Origin of the sequence: Pseudomonas sp. DP-17 (assembly GCF_022380625.1) — a bacterium.
GTDB lineage: Bacteria > Pseudomonadota > Gammaproteobacteria > Pseudomonadales > Pseudomonadaceae > Pseudomonas > Pseudomonas nitroreducens_A.
Genome location: NZ_JAKSXG010000016.1, coordinates 80,183 through 101,942, shown reverse-complemented (window position 1 = coordinate 101,942; position 21,760 = coordinate 80,183). Strand labels below are relative to the sequence as shown.

Genomic DNA, 21,760 nt, shown 5'->3' with positions numbered 1-21,760 from the left:
CTTGCACAGCTAGGAGCCGGTCATCAAACCGATATTCTCCAAAGGGCCCTCGCTGGGCGCGCGCCTGCTGGTGCTCGCCGTCCTGTCGGTCGCCTTGATGGTGGTCGATGCCCGCTTCGATTATCTGAAACCGGTACGCAGCCAGATGGGCCTCGTGCTGAGTCCCTTCTATGGCATTGCCGACTTCCCCGTTCGTGCCTGGGAAGGGGTGCGCGACCAGTTCACCAGCCGCAGCGAGCTGCTGGCCGAGAACGAGCGCCTGAAGGCCGAGCAGTTGCTGATGCAGCGTCGCCTGCAGAAGCTGGCCACCCTCACCGAACAGAACGTGCGCCTGCGCGAGCTGCTCAACTCCTCCGCCCTGGTCGACGACAAGGTGCTGGTGGGCGAGCTGATCGGTGTCGACCCGAACCCCTTCACCCAGCGCATCCTGATCGACAAGGGCGAGAAGGACGGCGTGTTCCAGGGGCAGCCGGTGCTCGACGCCAGCGGCCTGATGGGCCAGGTGGTCGAGGTCATGCCCTACACCGCTCGCGTGCTGCTGCTGACCGATACCACCCACAGCATCCCGGTGCAGGTGAACCGCAATGGCCTGCGCGCCATCGCCGTGGGCACCGGCAACCCGGAGCGCCTGGAGCTGCGCTACGTCGCCGATACCGCCGACATCAAGGAAGGCGACCTGCTGGTCAGCTCCGGCCTTGGCCAGCGCTTCCCGGCCGGTTATCCGGTGGCAGTGGTAAAGGAAGTGCAGCACGACACGGGCGGGCCCTTTGCCACCATCCGCGCCGTGCCGACCGCCAAGATGAACCGCAGCCGCTACGTGTTGCTGGTCTTCAGCGACAGCCGTACCCCCGAGCAGCGTGCCACCGATGCCGCCGAGGCCCAGGCCGAGGCCGACCGCAAGGCCGCCGAGTCAGGCACGCCGGCGCTGCCTGCACCGGGCACTCCGGCAGCCCAGTCGCATGATGGCGCGCAGTCGGCTGCTCCTGCCGCTCCTGCTGCTCCTGCTGCTCCCGCCGCGCAGCCCGTCCATCCGGCCGCTACCAATGGCGCGGCCCCTGCCGCGCCTACCGGTGCGCCGGCATCGCACCCGGATGCAAGGACCCGTCACTGATGGCGGCCCAGGGCTCGAACAACGGCTGGGCGATCTGGCTCACCCTGCTCGCAGCGTTGCTGCTGTCGGTGGCGCCGATGCCAAGCTTCATGGAGATCGGCCGCCCGCTGTGGCTGGCAATGTTCCTGACGTACTGGGTGCTCTACCTGCCGCACAAGGTTGGCATGCTCACCGCCTGGGTATTCGGCGTCGCTGAAGACGTGCTCTACGGCAGCCTGCTGGGGCAGAACGCCCTGATCCTCAGTCTGATCATCTGCCTGGTGCTGTCACTGCACCAGCGCCTGCGCATGTTCCCCATCTGGCAGCAATGCCTGGTGTTGCTGGTGGTGTTCGGTCTCGCCCAACTGGTCCAGCTGTGGATCAGTGCCCTGACCGGCAACCGCCCGCCGACCCTGGTGTTCCTCCTGCCGGCACTGATCAGCGCCTTGCTCTGGCCCTGGGTCTATACGCTGCTGCGGGCCCTGCGGCTGCGCCTGAACATCAACTGATCGCCCCCGTTGCGGGGGAATCGCCGGGCCCGCACTGCGCGGATCCGCTTCGGAGTCTCTATGGCCCAGTTGTACCTCGCTTCCAGTTCGCCGCGCCGCCGCGAGCTGCTTACCCAGATCGGCCTGCCGTTCCACATAGTGCCCGCGTCCATCGATGAAACGCCGGAGTCCGGCGAGTCCGCGCAGGCCTATGTCGAGCGCCTGGCGCGCAGCAAGGCGCTGGCCGGGCTGAACTTCCTCGCCCAGCGCGCCGACGTCTGTGTGCTCGGCGCCGATACCGCCGTGGTGCTGGACGGCCGCATCCTCGGCAAGCCCGTGGATCGTGAAGACGCCCTGGCCATGCTGCAGGCGCTGTCCGGCCGCGAACACGAAGTGTTGACCGCTGTGGCAGTGGCCGACCGGGATCGTTGCGAGGCGCGCGTGGTCAGCAGCCGAGTGACTTTCCGCGAGGTGTCCGTCGAGGAAGCCGAGCGCTACTGGGAAACCGGCGAACCGCAGGATAAGGCCGGTGGCTATGCTATCCAGGGGCTCGCGGCGGTCTTCGTCAGCCGCGTCGAGGGCAGCTACAGCGCCGTGGTCGGCCTGCCTCTTTGCGAAACCTCTGCATTGCTGGCTGACTTCTCCATTCCTAGCTGGCAGTCTTGATCGGAAAGTAGCGCTGGCAAGACTCCGGGCGCGATAAGGAAGGGCGCATGAGCGAAGAGATCCTGATCAATATCACGCCGATGGAATCGCGCGTGGCGGTGGTGGAGAACGGCGTCCTGCAGGAGGTCCACGTCGAGCGCACGCTGCGCCGCGGGATAGTCGGCAACATCTACAAGGGCAAGGTCGTGCGCGTGCTTCCCGGCATGCAGGCGGCTTTCGTCGATGTTGGCCTCGAGCGTGCGGCCTTCATCCATGCCGCGGAGATTTCCACCCGCGAGGGCAGCGCCGTGGAGAGCATCGGTGCGCTGGTCCACGAAGGGCAGAGCCTGGTGGTTCAGGTCACCAAGGACCCCATCGGCACCAAGGGCGCGCGCCTTACCACGCACCTGTCGATCCCCTCGCGCTACCTGGTCTACATGCCGCGCACCAGCCATGTCGGCATTTCCCTGAAGATCGAGGATGAACACGAGCGCGAGCGCCTCAAGCAGGTGGTCGCCAAATGCGTCGAGGCCGAAGGCATCGTCGAGCGCGGCGGATTCATCCTGCGTACGGCGGCCGAGGGCGCCGGCGAGGACGAGATCCTCGCCGATATCCGCTATCTGCGCCGTTTATGGGATCAGATCGACGCGCAGATCCAGACCGTCGGTGCGCCGACGATGATCTACGAAGACCTCTCCCTGGCCCTGCGCACCCTGCGGGACCTGGTGAACCCGCGTATCGAGAAGATCCGCGTCGATTCCCGGGAGAACTTCCAGAAGATCACGCAGTTCGTCGAAGAACTGATGCCGGAAATCGCCGACCGCCTGGAGCACTACCCGGGTGAGCGGCCGATCTTCGACCTCTACGGCGTGGAGGACGAGGTGCAGAAGGCGCTGGAGCGCAAGGTGCTGCTCAAGTCCGGCGGCTACCTGATCATCGACCCGACCGAGGCGATGACCACCATCGACGTGAACACCGGCGCCTTCGTCGGTCACCGCAACCTCGAAGAGACCATTTTCAAGACCAACCTCGAGGCGGCCACCGCCATCGCTCGCCAGCTGCGCCTGCGCAACCTGGGCGGGATCATCATCATCGACTTCATCGACATGGAAGACGAAGAGCACCGCCGCCAGGTCCTGCGGACCCTGGAGAAGCAGCTCGAACGCGACCATGCCAAGACCAACATCATCGGCATCACCGAGCTGGGCCTGGTGCAGATGACCCGCAAGCGCACCCGCGAAAGCCTGGTCCAGGTGCTCTGCGAGCCCTGCCCGAGCTGCCAGGGGCGCGGCATGCTGAAGACACCCGAGACCATCTGCTACGAAATATTCCGCGAAATCCTCCGCGAGGCGCGCGCCTACCAGGCCGATTCCTACCTGGTGCTGGCCAACCAGAAGGTCGTCGATCGCCTGCTTGACGAGGAGTCGGGCAACGTCGCCGATCTGGAGCTGTTCATCGGCCGCCCCATCAAGTTCCAGGTCGAGGCCATGTATTCCCAGGAGCAGTACGACGTGGTCCTGCTTTGAGTCGCGGGTCGCACAACGTGGAATTCCGGCAGGAGGCCGCTGTGCAATGGGGTTTTTCGGAGCTTTGCCTGACGCACACTGTCAGACCTGGTTCGACCTTGCATGGCTGGGAGGCCGCTCGATGACCCTTTGTTTCGCTTCACAGGCAGCCGACTGACATGGAACGCGCCGGCCGCCTGTTCGCCACTTCCCTGCGCATCGTCCTGGGCCTTCTGGCGCTGGGCCTGGTGCTGCTTGCGCTGTATGTCAGCCTCGGCCGGCAACTGGTGCCGCTGGTGGCGGAGTACCGCGACGAGCTGGCGCAGAAGGCCAGTGAACAGCTGGGGTTGCCGGTAACCGTCGGCGCGCTGGAGGGGCACTGGCATGCCTTCAGCCCGATCATCGTGGTGCGCGACATCCAGTTGGGTGATGGCAGCGATTCGCTGCGCCTGGAGCGCGTGCGCCTGACTCCGGATATTCTCGGCAGCGTGATGGCGCGCCAGCCGCGCATCGACAGCCTGGAGCTGGAAGGCCTGCACCTGACCCTGCGCGAGGACGAGGACGGCAAGTGGCACGCCGATGGCCTGCCCAGCCGTGGCGGCGACACCGATCCGCGCAAGCTCATCGACCTGTTGCTCACTCCGCGTCGCCTGTCGCTGATGGATAGCCAGCTGACCGTGCTGCCGCAGCAGGCCAATCCGCTGTCGCTGTCTTATGTGGGCATGACGCTGCGCAGCGGCAGCCGCCAGCGCCTCGAGGCGCGCCTGAGCTTGCCCAGCGGCGAGCCAGTGGCGGCTCGATTGGAGACCCGCCTGAACCGGGACGACTGGGCGAAGAGCTCAGTGGAGCTATACCTCAGCCTGCCTCAGGCCGACTGGGCCAAGTGGCTGCCCGAACGCCTTACCGGTGCCTGGAAGCTGTCCCAGGCCAAGGCTGGCGGCGAATTCTGGGCGACCGTCGACCAGGGCGTGCCGGTAGCTGCCGTAGCGCGCCTGAATGCGCCGAAGATCGAAGCCGCGCTGGGTGACCGCAAGCCGGTCAGCCTCAGCGACCTGGGCGTCACGCTGTTCTTCCAGAAGAAGGGTGACGACCTTGACCTGCGTGTCGCCGACCTGGCGGCGAACCTCGGCGAAACCCGCTGGGGTGAAGTGGAAATGGAGCTTTCCCGCCGCATGAAGGGCGAGGAACACTGGCAGTTGCGCGCCGACCGCCTCGACCTGACGCCACTGGGGCCGACCATCACCGCCCTGGCGCCGCTGCCGGACAAGGCCGTCGAATGGCTGGACGGCTTGAAGCCACACGGCGTGCTGCACAATGTCAACTTCGACTACTGGCCGCAACGCGAAGGCGCCGAGCGCGTGGCCTACGCCGCCAACCTGGAAAAGGTCGGCGTCAGCGCCTTCCATGACGTGCCCGCGGTGGCCAACGTCGACGGCACCTTCAGTGGAAACCTGGGCGGCGGCACGCTCGATGCCAACGCCCAGGACTTCATGCTGCACCTCGCGACCCTGTTCCCCGAGCCCTGGCGCTACCGCAGCGCTCATGCCCGGCTGTTCTTCCAGCTCAACGACGAAGCCTTCACCCTCGGCAGCCACCTGATGCAGGTGGAAGGCGAGGAGGGCACCCTCGCCGGCGACATGCTGATTCGCCTGATGCGCGACCCGGAGCTCGAGGACTACATGGATTTGCGCGTCGGCATGAGTAACGGCGACGCGCGCTACACCGGCAAGTACCTGCCCACTGTCATCCCGCAGATGAGCAAGGACCTCGCCGCCTGGCTCAAGAACTCGATCAAGAGCGGCCGCATCGAGCAGGGCTACTTCCTCTGGCAGGGGTCGCTGCAAAAACACTCGGCACCCGAGGCCCATGCCATGACCTTGTACTTCAAGGTCCACGACGGCGTGCTCGACTATCAGCCCGGCTGGCCGGGCCTGAGCAAGGCCGAGGGCGAAGTGCGCGTCGAGGACACCGGCGTCAGCATCAACGCGACCAGCGGGCAAATTCTCAATAGCCGGGTGCGCGATGTTTCGGTGGAGATCCATCACTCCAATCCGGGCGAGGTGGCCCACCTGCACGTGAACGGCGACATCGAAAGCAACCTCGTCGATGGCCTGAAGATCCTCCAGGATTCGCCGATCGGTGCGACCCACACCTTTGCCGGCTGGGAAGGCTCGGGCGACCTGAACGGCCACCTCAACCTGGATATTCCCCTGGCCAAGGGCGAGGCGAGCAAGGCGCGGGTGATAGTCGACTTCGACACCGACAAGGCTCGACTGAAGATTGCCAAGCCCGAGCTGGACCTCGAACAGGTCAAGGGCAAGTTCCGCTACGACACCGACAGCGGGCTGAGTGGGCAGAATGTCGCCGCCCTGGTGCTGGGTTCGCGCGTGACCGGCAGCATCCGCGCCGAAGGCCGCAATGGCGTACCCCGCACGCGTGTGCTGGTCGGCGGCCAGGTGCCGATCAAGACCCTGCTCGACTGGGGCAGGGTGCAGAAGCAACTGCCGGTGGACGGCCGCGTGCCGTTCCAGCTCAACCTGCTGCTCGACGGCAAGGACAGCCAGTTGCAGGTGGCTTCCAACCTGCAGGGCGTCACCATCGATCTGCCGGCGCCGCTGGGCAAGGCCGCACAGGAAACCCGCGACAGCGAATGGCGTATGACTCTGGACGGCGCCGAGCGGCGCTACTGGGCTACCTACGGTGATCGCGCCAGCCTGGCGTATGCCGCTCCGGCGGATCAGCCGCTCGCCGGCCGAGGTGTGCTGCGCCTGGGGGGCGACCCCGCCGTGCTGCCGAATTGGAACGGCGTGCAGGTGCGCGGGAAAATCGACGAGGTCGATGCCGACGCCTGGATGGCCGTCGCGAAAAAGTACTCCAACACCGGCGTCGAAGGCGCAGCGGGTCTGTTGCGTGGCGCTGACCTGCAGATCGGCCGCTTCAAGGGCTTCGGCCAGACCTTGGAAAACCTCACGCTGGACCTTGCCCGGGTCGACAGCAGCTGGCAGGTCGGTGTGGTCAGCTCGCTGGCCTCGGGAAAGGTCACCTTGCCCGACAGCAAGGTAAAGCCGATCCAGATCGCCCTGGACCGCATCGACCTGCCCAAGGGCGAGGCCATCGACTCCGAGAAGGCGGTGGAAGCGCCGGACCCACTGGCGAAGATCGACCCGCGCACGCTGCCGCCGATGGATGTGACTATTCGCCAGGTGCTGAAGGCCGGCAAACCGGTCGGCGCCTGGAGCTTCAATGTGCGGCCGACGCCCACCGGCCTCGGCTTCAATAACGTGAACCTGGACCTTCGCGGCCTGTCGGTGAAGGGCAACCTGCGCTGGGACGGCATGGAAGCCAGCGCCCGCAGTACCTTCCAGGGCCAGCTCGAAGGCAAGAACATGGGCGACGTGCTCAAGGCCTGGGATTTCGCTCCCAGCGTGACCAGCGAGCGCTTTCGCGTAGACATCAATGGCAACTGGCCGGGCTCCCCGGCGGCCCTGAACCTGCGGCGCTTCGGCGGCACCCTCGACGCCAGCCTGCGCAAGGGCCAGTTCGTCGAAGTGGAGGGCGGCGCCAACGCCCTGCGCGTGTTCGGCCTGCTCAACTTCAACGCGATCAACCGCCGCCTGCGCCTGGACTTCTCCGACCTGCTCGGCAAAGGCCTGAGCTACGACCGCGTGAAGGGCGTGCTTACCGCCACCGACGGCGTCTATTTTACCCGTGAGCCGCTGCGGCTGGACGGCCCGTCCAGCAACCTGGAGCTCAACGGCACTCTGGACCTGGCCCACGACCAGATCGACGCCAAGTTGCTGGTGACCTTGCCGGTGACCAATAACCTGCCGCTGGCGGCGCTGATCGTCGGCGCGCCGGCCATTGGTGGCGCGCTGTTCGTGGTGGACAAGCTGCTGGGCGACAGGGTCGCGCGCTTCGCCAGCGTGCAGTACAGCGTCAAGGGCCCGTGGCAGAGCCCCACCATCGCTTTCGAGAAACCCTTCGAAAAACCTCATTGAGCAGACTGGCCGGGCATCGGTTAGCATGAAACCCAGGCATTACCGGAGCTAGCCATGTCCATTGCCGTCATCCAGATGGTCAGCCAGGACGATGTCCCGGCCAATCTCGCCGCCGCCCGTCGCCTGCTCGAACAGGCCGCCGAGCGTGGCGCGCGCCTCGCCGTGCTGCCGGAAAACTTCGCCGCCATGGGCCGCCGCGACCTCGCCGAGATCGGCCGCGCCGAAGCCCGGGGGGAAGGCCCGATCCTGCCCTGGTTGAAAAGCACCGCCCGCGACCTCAGGTTGTGGATAGTCGCCGGCACCCTGCCGCTGCCGCCCGAAGGCCAGCCGGACGCCAAGGCCAATGCCTGTTCGCTGCTGGTGGACGAGCGAGGCGAAGTGGTGGCGCGCTACGACAAGCTGCACCTGTTCGACGTGGACGTCGCCGACACCCGTGGCCGCTATCGCGAGTCGGACGACTACGCCTTCGGCCGGCGCGTGGTGGTGGCGGATACGCCGGTTGGGCGGCTGGGGCTGACGGTCTGCTACGACCTGCGTTTCCCTGAGCTCTACACCGCGCTGCGCGAGGCCGGCGCGGAACTGATCAGCGCCCCTGCGGCCTTCACCGCGGTGACCGGCGCGGCGCACTGGGAAATCCTTGTCCGTGCCCGCGCCATCGAAACCCAGTGCTACTTGCTGGCAGCCGGGCAGGGCGGCGCCCATCCCAAGGGACGGGAAACCTGGGGCCAGTCGGCCATCGTCGATCCCTGGGGGCGTATCCTCGCCGAACAGGCCAAGGGTGAGGCCGTGCTGCTGGCCGAGCGCGACAGCGAGGAACAGGCGGCGGTCCGGCAGCGCATGCCGATTGCCCGGCACCGAAGATTTTTCCCGCCGGTCGAACCACGACCGGCGCGCACGGAGTGAATATGAGCGAACTGTTGTCATCCGTCAGTCAGCACCTGCTGGCCCCCGGTGGTCTGGATATCGACCAGCTGTCGCCGATCCTGCATGAGCTGAGCGGGCCCGGCATCGATGCCGCCGACCTTTACTTCCAGAGCCAGGTCTCCGAGTCCTGGATGCTGGAGGACGGTATCGTCAAGGAAGGCAGCTTCCACATGGACCAGGGCGTCGGTGTGCGCGCGCAGTCCGGCGAGAAGACCGGCTTCGCCTACAGCAACGCAATCAACCAGGAGGCGCTGATCCAGGCTGCTCGTGCCGCCCGTTCGATTTCCCGCGCTGGGCAGAACGGCAAGGTGCAGGCCTTCCAGGCCGTGGTGCCGACGCGCCTGTACGCCGGCGAGAATCCACTGGATGTGATGACTCGCGCCGAGAAGGTGGAGCTGCTGCAGAAGATCGACGCCGCCACGCGCGCCCTCGACCCGCGCATCCAGCAGGTCACCGTCAGTCTCGCGGGCGTCTGGGACCAGGTGCTGATCGCCGCGGCGGACGGCTCGCTGGCTGCGGACATCCGCCCGCTGGTGCGCTTCAACGTCAGCGTCATTGTCGAGCAGAACGGCCGCCGCGAGCGTGGCGGTCACGGCGGCGGCGGTCGTACCGACTACAAGTACTTCCTTCAGGAAGACCGCGCGATGAGCTACGCCCGCGAGGCGCTGCGCCAGGCGCTGGTCAATCTTGAGGCCGTTCCTGCGCCCGCTGGCAGCCTGCCGGTGGTGATGGGCGCCGGCTGGTCCGGCGTGCTGCTGCACGAAGCCGTGGGCCACGGCCTGGAAGGCGACTTCAACCGCAAGGGCAGCTCGAACTACAGCGGTCGTATCGGCGAGAAGGTTGCTTCCAGCCTGTGCACCATCGTCGACGACGGTACCATCGCCGGTCGCCGCGGTTCGCTGTCGGTGGACGATGAAGGCACGCCAACCCACTGCAACGTGCTGATCGAGAACGGCATCCTCAAGGGCTACATGCAGGACAAGCTCAACGCCCGCCTGATGGGCGTGGCGCGCACCGGCAACGGCCGCCGCGAGTCCTACGCGCACCTGCCGATGCCGCGCATGACCAACACCTACATGCTGGCCGGGCAGAGCGATCCGCAGGAAATCATCGCCAGCGTCGAGCGCGGCATCTACTGCGCCAACCTTGGCGGCGGCCAGGTGGACATAACCAGCGGCAAATTCGTCTTCGCCACCAGCGAGGCGTACCTGATCGAAAACGGCAGGATCACCCACCCGGTGAAGGGCGCGACTTTGATCGGCAATGGTCCGGAAGTGATGAGCCGGGTATCCATGGTCGGCAACGACCTGGCGCTGGACAGCGGCGTGGGCACCTGCGGCAAGGACGGCCAGTCCGTGCCGGTCGGTGTTGGCCAGCCGACCCTGAAGATCGACGCCATCACCGTCGGCGGCACGGGCGCCTGAGGCCGTTGCCGGTAGGGCTGGGAAGGATGGAGGCGGCCGCTCAGCGCAGGCCGCGCTTCATCTCGTCCAGCTCGCGGATGTACTTGAAGATCTTCCGCGCCGCGGCCGGAGGCTTGTTGTGAGCAGCCTCGTGCTGGGCGTGGCGGATCAGTTGGAGCAGGTGCTGGCGGTCGCTTTCCGGGTATTCGCCGAAGAAGGCGGACAGCGCTGCGTCACCACCGGTAATCAGGTGGTCGCGCCAACGCTCCAGGGCGTGGAAGCGCTCGTTGTACTGGCGGGTGGAGGTGTCTACCTGTTCCAGCAGGGCGAGGATGGCTTCGACGTCCTGGTCGCGCATCAGCTTGCCGATGAACTGCCGGTGGCGCTTCTTGGCGGCATTGGCCTTGTGCTTGGGAGCTTCTTCCAGTGCGCGGCGCAGCGGATCGGTGAGCGGCATGCGGTCGAGCATGTCGGCCTTGAGCGTGGTCAGGCGCTCGCCGAGCTCCTGCAGCGCGTGCATTTCGCGTTTTACTTGCGACTTGCTCTTCTCATCGAAGGACGAGTCGTCATCGTGAATTTCAGCCATGGCGGGGGTCTCGTTGAAAACGCCGCCATGATAACGAGTCAGGGGCCGCTTGTCCGGCCCGCGCCGGTCGCAGCCGCCTGATGGCGGGGCCGGATCATGAACAGGAGAGGCATGCAATGAGCGAACACAACCCGGCAGTGAGCCCGGAGGTCCTTCCCGAGCTGCGCGAGCAGGTCGAGCGGATCATCGCCGAGGCCACGCGGCAGGGCGCCAGCGCCTGCGAGGTGGCGGTATCGGTGGAGCAGGGACTGTCGACCTCGGTGCGCCAGGGGGAAGTCGAGACTGTCGAGTTCAACCGCGACCAGGGCTTCGGCATTACCCTCTACGTTGGCCAGCGCAAGGGCTCGGCCAGTACTTCGGCGACCGGCGCGGACGCCATTCGCGAGACCGTCGCGGCGGCGTTGGCGATTGCCAAGCACGCTTCCGAAGATGATTGCGCCGGCCTGGCGGACCCGGCGCTGATGGCGCGCGACCTGCCGGATCTGGACCTCTACCACGGCTGGTCGATCACCCCCGACCAGGCCATCGAGCGCGCGCTGGCCTGCGAGGCCGCCGCGTTCGCCACCGACAGGCGCGTCACCAAGGCCGACGGCACCACGCTGAATACCCATCAGGGTTGCCGCGTCTACGGCAACAGCCACGGCTTCGTCGGCGGTTACGCCAGTACCCGGCACAGCCTGAGCTGCGTAATGATCGCCGAACTGGAAGGGCAGATGCAGCGTGACTACTGGTACGACGTCAATCGTCGCGGTGAGCTGCTGGCCACTCCCGAATCCATCGGCCGCCGCGCTGCCGAACGCGCCGCCAGCCGCCTGGGCGCGCGCCCGGTGCCGACTGCCGAAGTGCCGGTGCTGTTCGCTCCGGAAGTCGCGGTGGGTCTGTTCGGCCACTTCCTCGGCGCTATTTCCGGCGGCAGCCTGTACCGCAAGTCGTCCTTCCTCGAAGGTGCGTTGGGCCAGCGACTGTTCCCGGAGTGGCTGACTCTGGATGAGCGTCCGCTGTTGCGCGGTGCGCTGGGCAGCGCCTCGTTCGACAACGACGGCCTGGCCACCTATGCCAAGCCCTTCGTCGAAGGCGGTGAGCTGGTCTCCTATGTGCTGGGTACGTACTCCGGGCGCAAGCTGGGCATGCCCAGCACAGCCAACTCCGGCGGCGTACACAATCTGTTCGTCAGCCATGGCGACGAAGACCAGGCAGCCCTGATCCGTCGAATGGGCCGTGGTCTGTTGGTTACCGAGCTGATGGGGCAGGGCGTCAACCTGGTGACCGGAGACTATTCCCGTGGCGCAGGCGGCTATTGGGTGGAGAACGGCGAAATCCAGTTCCCGGTACAGGAAGTCACCATTGCTGCCAACCTGCGCGATCTGTTCCGCAATATCGTCGCCATTGGTAACGATGTGGAGTACCGCGGCAACCTGCATACCGGCTCCGTGCTCATCGAAAAGATGATGGTCGCCGGCAACTGATCCGCCGCCGCGGTCGGCATTGGCCGCGGCTCCCTTCTCGCTCCGTTTCGTTGGGCAGCGCGCTGCTGGACGCGAGGCGAGCGCGATGCTCTATGGGGTAGTTTCCAGGGTTACTGCGGAGTCGCAACGACGCTAATGTGCGGCGCAGGCCGCGCCGGGGCAGATCGGTGCCTTCTGTCTGATGAGGGGGAGTGGCAGCCGGGCTGAGGGGCCGGCGCGTTACTCGCCTTCGTCGAAATAGTTGTTGATCAGGTCGACCAGTGCCTGGAGCGCTTCGTCTTCCTGTTCGCCTTCGGCGGCGAGGTGCAGGTTGGTGCCCTTGCCGGCGGCCAGCATCATCACGGCCATGATGCTCTTGCCGTCCACCGTGCTCTCGGGGTTGCGACCCACACGAACCTGACAGGGGAAACGCCCTGCAACGCCGACGAATTTGGCTGCCGCACGGGCGTGCAGGCCAAGTTTGTTGATGATGGTGACTTCGAGGGCGGGCATCGCGAGGGGCTGTCCTTTTGTTGTCTGTCGCTGCTTAGCTCAGGTCGCGGTGGCGAATCTGCACGTTGGTGAGGCTTTCCTTGAGGGCTTGACCGATCCGCTCGGCCAGGTAGGTCGAACGGTGCTGGCCACCGGTGCAACCGATGGCGATGGTCACGTAGGCCCGGTTGCTCGCGGCGAAGCGCGGCAGCCATTTGTTCAGGTAGCCGAGGATATCCTGGTACATCTCCTCGACGTCGGGCTGCGCCGCCAGGTACTCCTGCACCTCCGGCTCCAGCCCGGTGTGCTCGCGCAGTTCGGGCTTCCAGTAGGGGTTTGGCAGGCAGCGCACGTCGAACACAAGGTCGGCGTCCACCGGCATGCCGCGCTTGAACCCGAACGATTCGACCAGGAAGGCGGTGCCCAGTTCGGGCTTGTTCAGCAGGCGCAGCTTGAGTACGTCGCGCAGCTGGTAGAGGTTCAGGTTGGTGGTGTTGAGCTTGAGATCGGCCAGGTCGGCTATCGGCGCCAGCAGGTGCGATTCGTCGGCGATGGCCTCCGCCAGCGAGCGGCTGTCGGTGGTCAGCGGGTGGCGGCGGCGAGTCTCGGAGAAGCGTTTGAGCAGCGTCTCATCATCGGCATCGAGGTACAGCACGTCGCACTGGATGTGCTTGTCGCGGGCTTCCTGCAGTAGTTCAGGGAAGCGCTGCAGCTGGCTGGGCAGGTTGCGCGCGTCGATGGAGACGGCGACCTGTGGGTGCAGCAGCTCGGTGTGCAGCAGTGCGCGCTGGGCCAGGTCCGGGAGAAGGCTGGCCGGCAGGTTGTCGATGCAGTAGAAGCCATTGTCCTCGAGCACGTTGAGCGCGGTGCTCTTGCCCGAGCCGGATCTGCCACTGATGATGATCAGGCGCATGATCAGTGCCCGTTGTTCTGGAAGTCCACGACGATCCGGTACAGGTCCTCGCCGTTGGCGGCGTGACGCAGGCGGTCGCGGACGTCGGCGCGGTCGAGCATGGAAGCGATCTGCCGCAGCAGTTCAAGGTGCTCTTCGGTGGCAGCTTCGGGCACCAGCAGCACGAACACCAGGTCGACTGGCGCGCCGTCGAGGGCGTCGAAGTCTACCGGATGGTCAAGGTGCAGGATGGCGCTGATGGGCGATTGGCAGCCTGTGAGGCGGCAGTGCGGAATGGCGATGCCATTGCCGAAGCCGGTGGAGCCCAGGCGTTCCCGGGCCACCAAGCTGTCGAAGATGTCTTGGGAATCGAAACCCGGCAGCTCGCGAGCCACCAGGTTGGCGATTTGTTCGAGGACACGTTTCTTGCTGCCGCCCGGCACGTTCACGAGGGAACGGCCGGGGGTCAGGATTTGCTCAAGTCGGATCATAGAGAGGGGTTAACGAACACCAACACCTTGCTGGCGCTCGAGGTATTTTTCCTTGTGCTTGATCAGTTGGCGGTCGAGCTTGTCGGTGAGCAGGTCGATGGCCGCGTACATGTCTTCATGTTCGGCGCAGGCCACCACTTCGCCCCCGGCGATGTGGAGGGTGGCTTCAATTTTCTGCTTCAGCTTCTCGACCTCCATGATGACCTGAACATTGGTGATCTTGTCGAAGTGGCGCTCCAGTCGGCCGAGTTTCTCGCCGACATAGTCGCGCAGGGCGTCGGTCACATCCAGTTGATGTCCACTGATGTTGACTTGCATACCGCTTTCTCCTTGTTGCCCGTGTGTAAGTGGCAGGTTATGGGGCCTGCCGCCGGAACACCTTGGCGTGGATCAACGTCACACCAGCCGCTTGCGCTCGCTCGAGGGAGAGATTCCTAGGGACTCCCGGTACTTGGCGACGGTACGACGTGCCACTTGAATGCCCTGTGCCTCCAGTAAACCAGCGATCTTGCTGTCACTCAATGGCTTTTTCGGACTTTCCGCCGCGACCAGTTTCTTGATGATGGCGCGGATCGCAGTGGACGAGCACTCACCGCCCTCGGAGGTGCTGACGTGGCTGGAGAAGAAGTATTTCAGCTCGAAGATGCCACGCGGGGTATGCATGAATTTCTGCGTGGTGACGCGGGAGATGGTCGACTCGTGCATGCCCACCGCCTCGGCGATGTCGTGCAGGACCAGCGGTTTCATCGCCTCTTCGCCGTATTCGAGGAAGCCGCGCTGGTGCTCGACGATCTGGGTCGCCACTTTCATCAGCGTCTCGTTGCGACTTTGCAGGCTCTTGATGAACCAGCGCGCCTCCTGCAACTGGTTGCGCATGAAGGTGTTGTCGGCACTGGAATCGGCGCGACGTACCAGGCCTGCGTACTGAGAATTTACGCGCAGGCGCGGCATTGCTTCCTGGTTCAGCTCCACCAGCCAGCGGTCGTTGTGCTTGCGCACGATGACATCCGGTACGACGTATTCGGCTTCGCCGGATTCGATCTGCGAGCCGGGGCGCGGATGCAGCGACTGGATCAGTTCGATGGTCTCGCGCAGCTCGTCTTCCTTGAGCTTCATTCGGCGCATCAGCTGGCTGTAGTCGCGGCTGCCGAGCAGGTCCAGGTGGTCGCTGACCAGACGGATGGCCTCGGCGAGCAGGCAGGTCTTGGTCGGCATCTGGCGCAGTTGCAGCAGCAGGCATTCGCGCAGGTTGCGCGCACCGACGCCGGCAGGTTCAAGCTGCTGCACTCGACGCAGCACGACTTCCACTTCATCCATCTCCACGCCCAGTTCCGGGTCGATGGAGGCGAGAATGTCTTCGAGGGATTCGTCGAGGTAGCCGTCATCGTTGATGCCGTCGATGATGCTCAGGGCGATCAGGCGGTCCGTATCGGACATGGGCGCCAGGTTGAGCTGCCACAGGAGATGGCTCTGCAGGCTTTCGCCAGCGGTGGTGCGGGCAGTGAAGTCCCACTCGTCATCATCATTGCTGGGCAGGCTGCTGGCGCTGGTCTGGTAGATGTCTTCCCAGGCGGTGTCGACCGGCAGCTCGTTGGGGATGCGTTCGGCCCACTGGTCTTCGTCGAGGCTGTCGGCGTTGGGCGTGGTGCTTTCCTGGAAGTTGTCCTGGGAGCTGCTGGCGCTGCCGTTGGCGCCCGACTCGGCGCCGTCGGCCATGGGGTCGCTGTTGTCGTAATCCTCGCCTTCTTCCTGGCGCTCCAGCATGGGGTTGGACTCCAGGGCTTCCTGGATTTCCTGTTGGAGGTCCAGCGTCGAGAGCTGGAGCAGTCGGATGGCCTGTTGCAGCTGCGGAGTCATCGTCAGCTGCTGGCCCATCTTGAGGACTAGCGATGGTTTCATGGCTGGAACTAGGCACCTTGTTCGCTGGCGCAAAACGCGCCATATCCACGACTACGGACGCCGGGGCGCCGCGAGGAAGCAAATTATATGCCTGAGTTTGGACGCTTTGCCTAGGGGCTGTCGACCTTTCGTTACAACCCGGTTGCGGCAGGGAAAGGCAGGCAGCCGGCCAGGCCGCGGAGCGGCCCACAAGCCGCGCCACGCGTGGACGAAAGTGATGGCTGCCGCGCCCAGGCAGGGCGCGGTCCAGGGCCTTACAGGCGGAACTCGTGGCCCAGATAGACTTCCTTCACCAGGTCGTTGGCGAGGATGCTCTCGGCGCTGCCTTCGGCGATCAGCTGACCGTCGTTGACGATGTACGCCGTTTCGCAGATGTCCAGGGTCTCCCGGACGTTGTGGTCGGTGATCAGGACACCGATGCCCTTGGCCTTGAGATGATGGATGATCTGCTTGATATCGCCCACCGAGATCGGGTCTACGCCGGCGAAAGGCTCGTCCAGCAGGATGAATTTCGGCGAACTGGCGAGGGCGCGGGCGATTTCCACGCGGCGGCGCTCACCACCGGACAGACTCATGCCGAGGTTGTCGCGAATATGGTGGATGTGGAACTCCTCGAGCAGGCCCTCCAGGGCTTCCTGGCGACCGGCGCGATCAAGGTCGGCGCGGGTCTCGAGGATGGCGCCGATGTTGTCCGCCACCGACAGCTTGCGGAAGATCGAGGCTTCCTGCGGCAGATAGCCGATGCCGGCTCGCGCGCGGCCATGCATGGGCAGGTGGGTGACGTCCTGCTCGTCGATGCGCACGACGCCCTGATCGGCGCGAACCAGCCCGACGATCATGTAGAAGCAGGTGGTCTTGCCCGCTCCGTTGGGGCCGAGCAGGCCGACGATCTGTCCGCTTTCGATGTTCATGCTGACATCGCGGACGACTTGCCGGCTCTTGTAGCTCTTGGCGAGGTGCTGGGCGGTTAGCGTAGCCATTACTGCGCTTGATCCTGCTTTTTCTTGGGCTGGATGACCATGTCGATACGCGGCCGCGGCGTGGTCACCTGGGAGCCGGTGGCACGGCCTGCGTTGACGATCTGGCGCTGGGTGTCATAGACGATCTTCTCGCCTTCGAAGGTGTTGCCTTCCTGGATCACCTTGGCCTGGTCGATCAGCACGACGCGGTTCTGCGAGACGAAATACTGGATCGTCAGGCCGTAGGCCTGGGTGATCTGCTTGTCGGGCGCCGGCTTCTGTTCGAAGTAGGCGGGCTTGCCGACCGAGGTGACGACCTCGATCTCGCCGTCCTTGTTCTGCTTGAGCGTAACGGTGTTGCCAGTCAGCTTCATGCTGCCCTGGGTCACCACCACGTCGCCGCGATACACGGCCACGCCCTGCTTGTCATCCAGTTCGGCGCTGTCGGCCTGGACGCGGATCGGCTGTTCCCGGTCGGTGGGAAGGGCCCAGGCGGCAGAGCTGCCGATGGCGGCGGCGAGGCTGAAAAGAAGGGGGAGGGTGTTAACGAGCCTCATGCTGACCTCTTACGTTGGACAGCAGGAGCATCCGGCTGTCTTTCAGATACGCTTTCATGCCAACTGCCGTGGTTACACCGTTGGGCTCGGTGATTTTCACGGGCTGGTCAGTCTGCGCATAGTCCTTGTCTGGGAACACCGTCATGCGCGAGGTGTTGAGCAGGAGCGTACGTTGCTGAGCGTCGGTGCGCGCAACGCGCACGTCGTCGATCAGCTCGACCTGCTTGCCTTCGGGGGCCACTTCGGCGCGAACGCTCTGGACATGCCACGGCTGCGGCTCGTTCTCCCGGTGGAAGAAGAGATCAGGCGTGGTGACCAGGGTCACGTCGGTTGCTTTCAGGTGTTCGAGTTTGTCGGCGGTCATCTCGTAGGCGAGGGAACCGTCGACGCGGTACTGAACGCTCTTGGCGTTCACCACATAGAAATCGATGGCGTCGCTGGTCTGCGACTTGAGTTGCCGCTCGTTGAAGTCCAGGCGCACGTTCCAGTAATAGCCCAGCGCGATCAGCAGGATGGCGATCAGGGCGAGCAACAGCTTCTGTTGGAGTGTCTTGGGCATCATCGGCTCTAGAGATACGCGTTCTGGGCGGCTTCGAGGTTGCCCTGGGCGCGCAGGATCAATTCGCAGAATTCACGGGCGGCGCCTTCGCCGCCACGGGCCTGGGTCACGCCGTCGGCATGCTGGCGCACGAAGGCATCAGCGCTGGCGACCGCCATGCCCAGACCTGCGCGGCGGATGGCCGGCAGGTCGGGCAGGTCGTCGCCCAGGTAGGCGACTTCTTCATAGCCTAGACCCAGTTCGGTAAGCAACTCGTCGAGGGCGACCAGCTTGTCCTCGCGACCCTGGAACAGGTGGTCGATACCCAGGTTCTTCGCCCGGCGCTCGACCACCGGGCTCGAGCGGCCGGTAATGATCGCGGTGCGCACGCCGGAGGCCATGAGCATCTTGATGCCGTGGCCGTCCAGGGTATTGAAGGTCTTGAACTCGCCACCATCAGGCAGGAAGTAGAGCTTGCCGTCGGTGAGTACGCCGTCGACATCGAAAACCGCCAGGCGGACCGCTTTGGCGCGTTGCAGCAGGTCGGCCGTCATTCAGATGACTCCCGCGCGGGTCAGGTCGTGGACATGCAGCACGCCGACCGGATGATCCTTGTCGTCGACCACCACCAGCACATTGATCTTGTGGTCGTCCATGATCTTCAGGGCTTCGGCGGCGAGCATGTCCGGGCGGGCGGTCTTGCCGTGCACGGTCATCACCTGGTCGATGGTCACCTGGCGCACGTCCAGGCCCTTGTCCAGGGTGCGGCGCAGGTCGCCGTCGGTGAAGACCCCGGCCAGCCGGCCGTCTTCGCCCAGTACGATGGTCATGCCCAGGCCCTTTCGGGTCATTTCCAGCAGGGCGCCACTGAGCGATGTGCCGGGAGAAACCTGTGGCAATGCTTCACCCACGTGCATGATGTTTTCCACTTTCAGCAACAATCGACGGCCCAGCGCGCCGCCCGGATGCGAGAAAGCGAAGTCTTCGGCGGTGAAGCCGCGAGCTTCCAGCAGGGCGATGGCGAGGGCGTCGCCGATCACCAGGGAAACCGTGGTGGAGGAGGTCGGCGCCAGGTTCAGCGAGCAGGCCTCGTGCTCGACGCTGGCATCCAGGTTGACCGCCGCGGCCTTGGCCAGCGGCGATTCGGCGTTGCCGGTCATGCTGATCAGGGTGATGCCCAGGCGCTTGATCAGCGGCAGCAGGGTGATGATTTCCGCGGTCGAGCCGGAGTTGGACAGGGCGAGGACGACGTCGTCCTTGGTGATCATGCCCATGTCGCCATGGCTGGCTTCGGCCGGGTGCACGAAGAAGGCCGGTGTGCCGGTGCTGGCCAGGGTGGCGGCGATCTTGCGGGCAATATGCCCGGACTTGCCCATCCCGACCACGACGACACGGCCCACGCAGTTCAGCAGGAGCTCGCAGGCCAGGGAAAAATCGGCGCCGATACGCGGCAGCAGCGCGTCCACCGAGTCACGCTCGAGGCGGATAGTGCGTTGTGCCGACTGGATGAAATCGTGTTTCTGGCTCATGTTCGAAAGGCGCGGGGCAAAATGAAGTGCGAGATTATAACGGGAAAGCGGCAAAGGCTTCATCACTGGCATCTCAATGTTGAGTGCATTTTGCTGAACTGTCCCTTAACGGCGGCTTAGCAGCCCTTGGGGCGGGGCTTCGCGCGGTGTTATAGTTCGCGGCCGTTCGGCCTGCCGCGCCGTGTTCCTGCCGTGTGACAGACGGGGCAACGGACAGCGCCGTGATGAAAGGAGTTCTATGAGCACCAATGACCAATACGCGGTCGAGCTGAAGGGCCTGAGCTTCAAGCGTGGCACGCGTAAGATTTTCGATAACGTGGACATCCGCATTCCACGCGGCAAGGTCACCGGGATCATGGGGCCCTCGGGGTGTGGCAAGACCACCCTGTTGCGACTGATCGCCGCCCAGTTGAGGCCGGCGAGCGGAGAGGTGTGGGTCAACGGCCAGAACCTTCCGACGCTGGGCCGCAGCGACCTGTTCGACATGCGCAAGCAATTCGGCGTGCTGTTCCAGAGCGGCGCGCTGTTCACCGATCTCGACGTCTTCGAGAACGTGGCCTTCCCGCTGCGGGTGCACACCGAGCTGCCCGAGGAGATGATTCGCGACATCGTCCTGATGAAACTGCAGGCCGTGGGCCTGCGTGGGGCGGTGGAACTGATGCCGGACGAACTGTCCGGCGGCATGAAGCGCCGAGTGGCGCTGGCCCGCGCCATCGCGTTGGATCCGCAGATCCTGATGTACGACGAGCCTTTCGTGGGCCAGGACCCGATCGCCATGGGTGTGTTGGTGCGCCTGATCCGTCTGCTCAACGACGCGCTGGGTATCACCAGCATCGTGGTGTCCCACGACCTGGCGGAGACCGCGAGCATCGCCGACTACATCTATATCGTCGGTGACGGCCGTGTGCTCGGCCATGGGACGCCGGCCGACCTGCAGGGTCTCGACGATCCGCGCGTGCGCCAGTTCATGAAGGGCATCCCGGATGGTCCGGTGCCGTTCCACTATCCTGCTCGCGATTACCGCGCCGACCTGCTGGGAGAACGTTGATGCGCAAGACTTCACCGCTCGAGCGCGTTCGCCTGCTCGGGCGCGCTGGCCTCGATGTCCTCGAGTCGCTGGGCCGTTCGACGCTGTTTCTGGTCCACGCGATCTTTGGCCGTCGGGTGCACAGCGGCGCGTTCCAGTTGCTGGTCAAGCAATTGTACTCGGTGGGCGTACTGTCCCTGGCGATCATTGTGGTCTCCGGTCTGTTCATCGGCATGGTGCTGGCCCTGCAGGGCTACAACATCCTGGCGAGCTACGGCTCCGAGCAGGCGGTCGGCCAGATGGTCGCGCTGACGCTGCTGCGTGAACTGGGGCCGGTGGTGACCGGTCTGCTGTTCGCCGGGCGTGCGGGTTCCGCGCTGACAGCCGAGATCGGCAACATGAAATCCACCGAGCAACTGTCCAGTCTGGAGATGATCGGCGTCGACCCGCTCAAGTACATCATTGCACCGCGCCTGTGGGCCGGCTTCATCTCAATGCCGCTGCTGGCAGCTATCTTCAGTGTCGTCGGTATCTGGGGCGGAGCCCTGGTCGCCGTGGACTGGCTGGGTGTGTATGACGGTTCGTACTGGTCGAACATGCAGAACAGCGTGCAGTTCACCAAGGACATTCTCAATGGCGTGATCAAGAGCGTGGTGTTTGCCTTCGTCGTGACCTGGATCGCCGTGTTCCAGGGTTATGACTGCGAACCCACCTCCGAGGGGATCAGCCGCGCCACCACCCGTACCGTTGTGTATGCCTCCCTGGCCGTGCTGGGGCTGGACTTCATCCTGACCGCCTTGATGTTTGGAGACTTCTGATGCAAACCCGCACCCTGGAAATCGGTGTAGGCCTGTTCATTCTGGCCGGCCTGCTGGCCCTGCTGCTGCTGGCCCTGCGTGTCAGCGGACTGACCATCGGCAATTCGGGCGATACCTACAAGCTGTACGCCTATTTCGACAATATCGCCGGTGTCACCGTGCGTGGCAAAGTCACCATGGCGGGCGTCACCATCGGCAAGGTCACTGCGGTGGACCTGGATCACGACAGCTATCGTGGTCGTGTGACCATGGAGATCAACCGCGGCGTCAACAACCTGCCGGACGACTCCACCGCCTCCATCCTGACCGCTGGCCTGCTCGGCGAAAAATACATCGGCATCAGCGTCGGTGGTGATGAAGAGCTGCTCAAGGATGGCGATACCATCAAGGACACCCAGTCGGCACTCGTGCTGGAAGACCTGATCGGCAAGTTCCTGCTGAATTCGGTCAACAAAGACGACTCGAAGAAATGAG

Annotated in this window: 22 protein-coding genes; 11 read left to right on the top strand and 11 right to left on the bottom strand. The window is 64.8% G+C overall.

All coding sequences use genetic code 11. The features are described 5' to 3' along the window. Positions 1–31 precede the first annotated feature (31 nt). The 7 genes from mreC to tldD all read left to right on the top strand — a co-directional run bounded on the left by mreC (position 32) and on the right by tldD (position 10,074). Entirely contained in the window at positions 32–1,111 is a 1,080-nt protein-coding gene (gene mreC, locus MJ122_RS25725; protein ID WP_088421208.1) for a rod shape-determining protein MreC, read from the top strand. Continuing rightward, the gene (gene mreD, locus MJ122_RS25720) at positions 1,111–1,599 is read left to right on the top strand and encodes a rod shape-determining protein MreD (protein ID WP_017518162.1); all 489 of its coding nucleotides are present in this window, start codon (positions 1,111–1,113) and stop codon (positions 1,597–1,599) included. Before mreC ends, mreD begins: the two co-directional genes overlap by 1 nt. Positions 1,600–1,659: 60 nt before the next feature. Then, positions 1,660–2,244, top strand: coding sequence for a Maf family protein (locus tag MJ122_RS25715; protein WP_239746556.1), 585 nt, complete (start codon positions 1,660–1,662; stop codon positions 2,242–2,244). Positions 2,245–2,291: 47 nt separating this feature from the next. After that, the gene (rng, locus tag MJ122_RS25710) at positions 2,292–3,749 is read left to right on the top strand and encodes a ribonuclease G (RefSeq protein WP_088421210.1); all 1,458 of its coding nucleotides are present in this window, start codon (positions 2,292–2,294) and stop codon (positions 3,747–3,749) included. A gap of 158 nt (positions 3,750–3,907) precedes the next feature. Further along, the gene (locus MJ122_RS25705) at positions 3,908–7,726 is read left to right on the top strand and encodes a YhdP family protein (protein ID WP_239746555.1); all 3,819 of its coding nucleotides are present in this window, start codon (positions 3,908–3,910) and stop codon (positions 7,724–7,726) included. Positions 7,727–7,780: 54 nt separating this feature from the next. Beyond that, complete coding sequence (locus MJ122_RS25700; protein ID WP_239746553.1) at positions 7,781–8,629, top strand: carbon-nitrogen hydrolase family protein; 849 nt, start codon at positions 7,781–7,783, stop codon at positions 8,627–8,629. A gap of 2 nt (positions 8,630–8,631) precedes the next feature. Continuing rightward, the gene (tldD, locus tag MJ122_RS25695) at positions 8,632–10,074 is read left to right on the top strand and encodes a metalloprotease TldD (protein WP_239746552.1); all 1,443 of its coding nucleotides are present in this window, start codon (positions 8,632–8,634) and stop codon (positions 10,072–10,074) included. Between the two features lie 40 nt (positions 10,075–10,114). Here tldD and yjgA read toward each other — a convergent pair whose 3' ends face one another. Continuing rightward, a complete protein-coding gene (gene yjgA, locus MJ122_RS25690) occupies positions 10,115–10,639 on the bottom strand; it encodes a ribosome biogenesis factor YjgA (RefSeq protein ID WP_239746551.1) in 525 nt (174 codons plus the stop codon). A gap of 116 nt (positions 10,640–10,755) precedes the next feature. Here yjgA and pmbA point away from each other — a divergent pair, with 116 nt between their 5' ends. Further along, positions 10,756–12,105, top strand: a complete 1,350-nt coding sequence (gene pmbA, locus MJ122_RS25685; protein ID WP_239746550.1) for a metalloprotease PmbA — start codon at positions 10,756–10,758, stop codon at positions 12,103–12,105. Between the two features lie 219 nt (positions 12,106–12,324). Here pmbA and MJ122_RS25680 read toward each other — a convergent pair whose 3' ends face one another. From MJ122_RS25680 to MJ122_RS25635, 10 genes are all read right to left on the bottom strand, one after another. Beyond that, on the bottom strand, positions 12,325–12,597 hold the full coding sequence (locus MJ122_RS25680; RefSeq protein WP_088421216.1) for an HPr family phosphocarrier protein: 273 nt from the start codon (positions 12,595–12,597) through the stop codon (positions 12,325–12,327). A gap of 34 nt (positions 12,598–12,631) precedes the next feature. After that, on the bottom strand, positions 12,632–13,489 hold the full coding sequence (rapZ, locus tag MJ122_RS25675) for an RNase adapter RapZ (protein WP_088421217.1): 858 nt from the start codon (positions 13,487–13,489) through the stop codon (positions 12,632–12,634). Between the two features lie 2 nt (positions 13,490–13,491). Further along, positions 13,492–13,959 carry a PTS IIA-like nitrogen regulatory protein PtsN gene (gene ptsN, locus MJ122_RS25670; RefSeq protein WP_017518152.1) on the bottom strand — a complete coding sequence of 156 codons (468 nt, stop codon included), beginning with the start codon at positions 13,957–13,959 and terminating at the stop codon, positions 13,492–13,494. A gap of 9 nt (positions 13,960–13,968) precedes the next feature. Beyond that, positions 13,969–14,277 carry a ribosome-associated translation inhibitor RaiA gene (raiA, locus tag MJ122_RS25665; protein ID WP_017518151.1) on the bottom strand — a complete coding sequence of 103 codons (309 nt, stop codon included), beginning with the start codon at positions 14,275–14,277 and terminating at the stop codon, positions 13,969–13,971. Positions 14,278–14,355: 78 nt separating this feature from the next. Beyond that, entirely contained in the window at positions 14,356–15,858 is a 1,503-nt protein-coding gene (locus MJ122_RS25660) for an RNA polymerase factor sigma-54 (protein ID WP_239746549.1), read from the bottom strand. 254 nt (positions 15,859–16,112) lie between these two features. Beyond that, the gene (gene lptB / locus MJ122_RS25655; RefSeq protein ID WP_017518149.1) at positions 16,113–16,838 is read right to left on the bottom strand and encodes an LPS export ABC transporter ATP-binding protein; all 726 of its coding nucleotides are present in this window, start codon (positions 16,836–16,838) and stop codon (positions 16,113–16,115) included. Next, positions 16,838–17,374 (bottom strand): lipopolysaccharide transport periplasmic protein LptA, encoded by a 537-nt coding sequence (gene lptA / locus MJ122_RS25650; RefSeq protein ID WP_017518148.1) that lies wholly within the window; start codon positions 17,372–17,374, stop codon positions 16,838–16,840. Before lptA ends, lptB begins: the two co-directional genes overlap by 1 nt. Continuing rightward, complete coding sequence (gene lptC, locus MJ122_RS25645; RefSeq protein ID WP_239746548.1) at positions 17,361–17,936, bottom strand: LPS export ABC transporter periplasmic protein LptC; 576 nt, start codon at positions 17,934–17,936, stop codon at positions 17,361–17,363. The genes lptA and lptC overlap by 14 nt, the downstream gene beginning before the upstream one ends. 5 nt (positions 17,937–17,941) lie before the next feature. Further along, a complete protein-coding gene (locus MJ122_RS25640) occupies positions 17,942–18,466 on the bottom strand; it encodes an HAD family hydrolase (protein ID WP_088421220.1) in 525 nt (174 codons plus the stop codon). Further along, a complete protein-coding gene (locus MJ122_RS25635) occupies positions 18,467–19,441 on the bottom strand; it encodes a KpsF/GutQ family sugar-phosphate isomerase (protein ID WP_017518145.1) in 975 nt (324 codons plus the stop codon). Between the two features lie 238 nt (positions 19,442–19,679). On the opposite strand from MJ122_RS25635, the gene MJ122_RS25630 reads away from it, so the two are divergent. From MJ122_RS25630 to mlaD, 3 genes are read left to right on the top strand one after another with little or no spacing between them, the layout of a single operon-like run. Then, positions 19,680–20,489 (top strand): ATP-binding cassette domain-containing protein, encoded by an 810-nt coding sequence (locus MJ122_RS25630; protein ID WP_088421221.1) that lies wholly within the window; start codon positions 19,680–19,682, stop codon positions 20,487–20,489. Further along, positions 20,489–21,286, top strand: coding sequence for a lipid asymmetry maintenance ABC transporter permease subunit MlaE (gene mlaE / locus MJ122_RS25625; protein ID WP_017518143.1), 798 nt, complete (start codon positions 20,489–20,491; stop codon positions 21,284–21,286). Before MJ122_RS25630 ends, mlaE begins: the two co-directional genes overlap by 1 nt. Beyond that, complete coding sequence (gene mlaD / locus MJ122_RS25620; protein ID WP_017518142.1) at positions 21,286–21,759, top strand: outer membrane lipid asymmetry maintenance protein MlaD; 474 nt, start codon at positions 21,286–21,288, stop codon at positions 21,757–21,759. The genes mlaE and mlaD overlap by 1 nt, the downstream gene beginning before the upstream one ends. The last annotated feature ends 1 nt before the right edge of the window (position 21,760 follow it).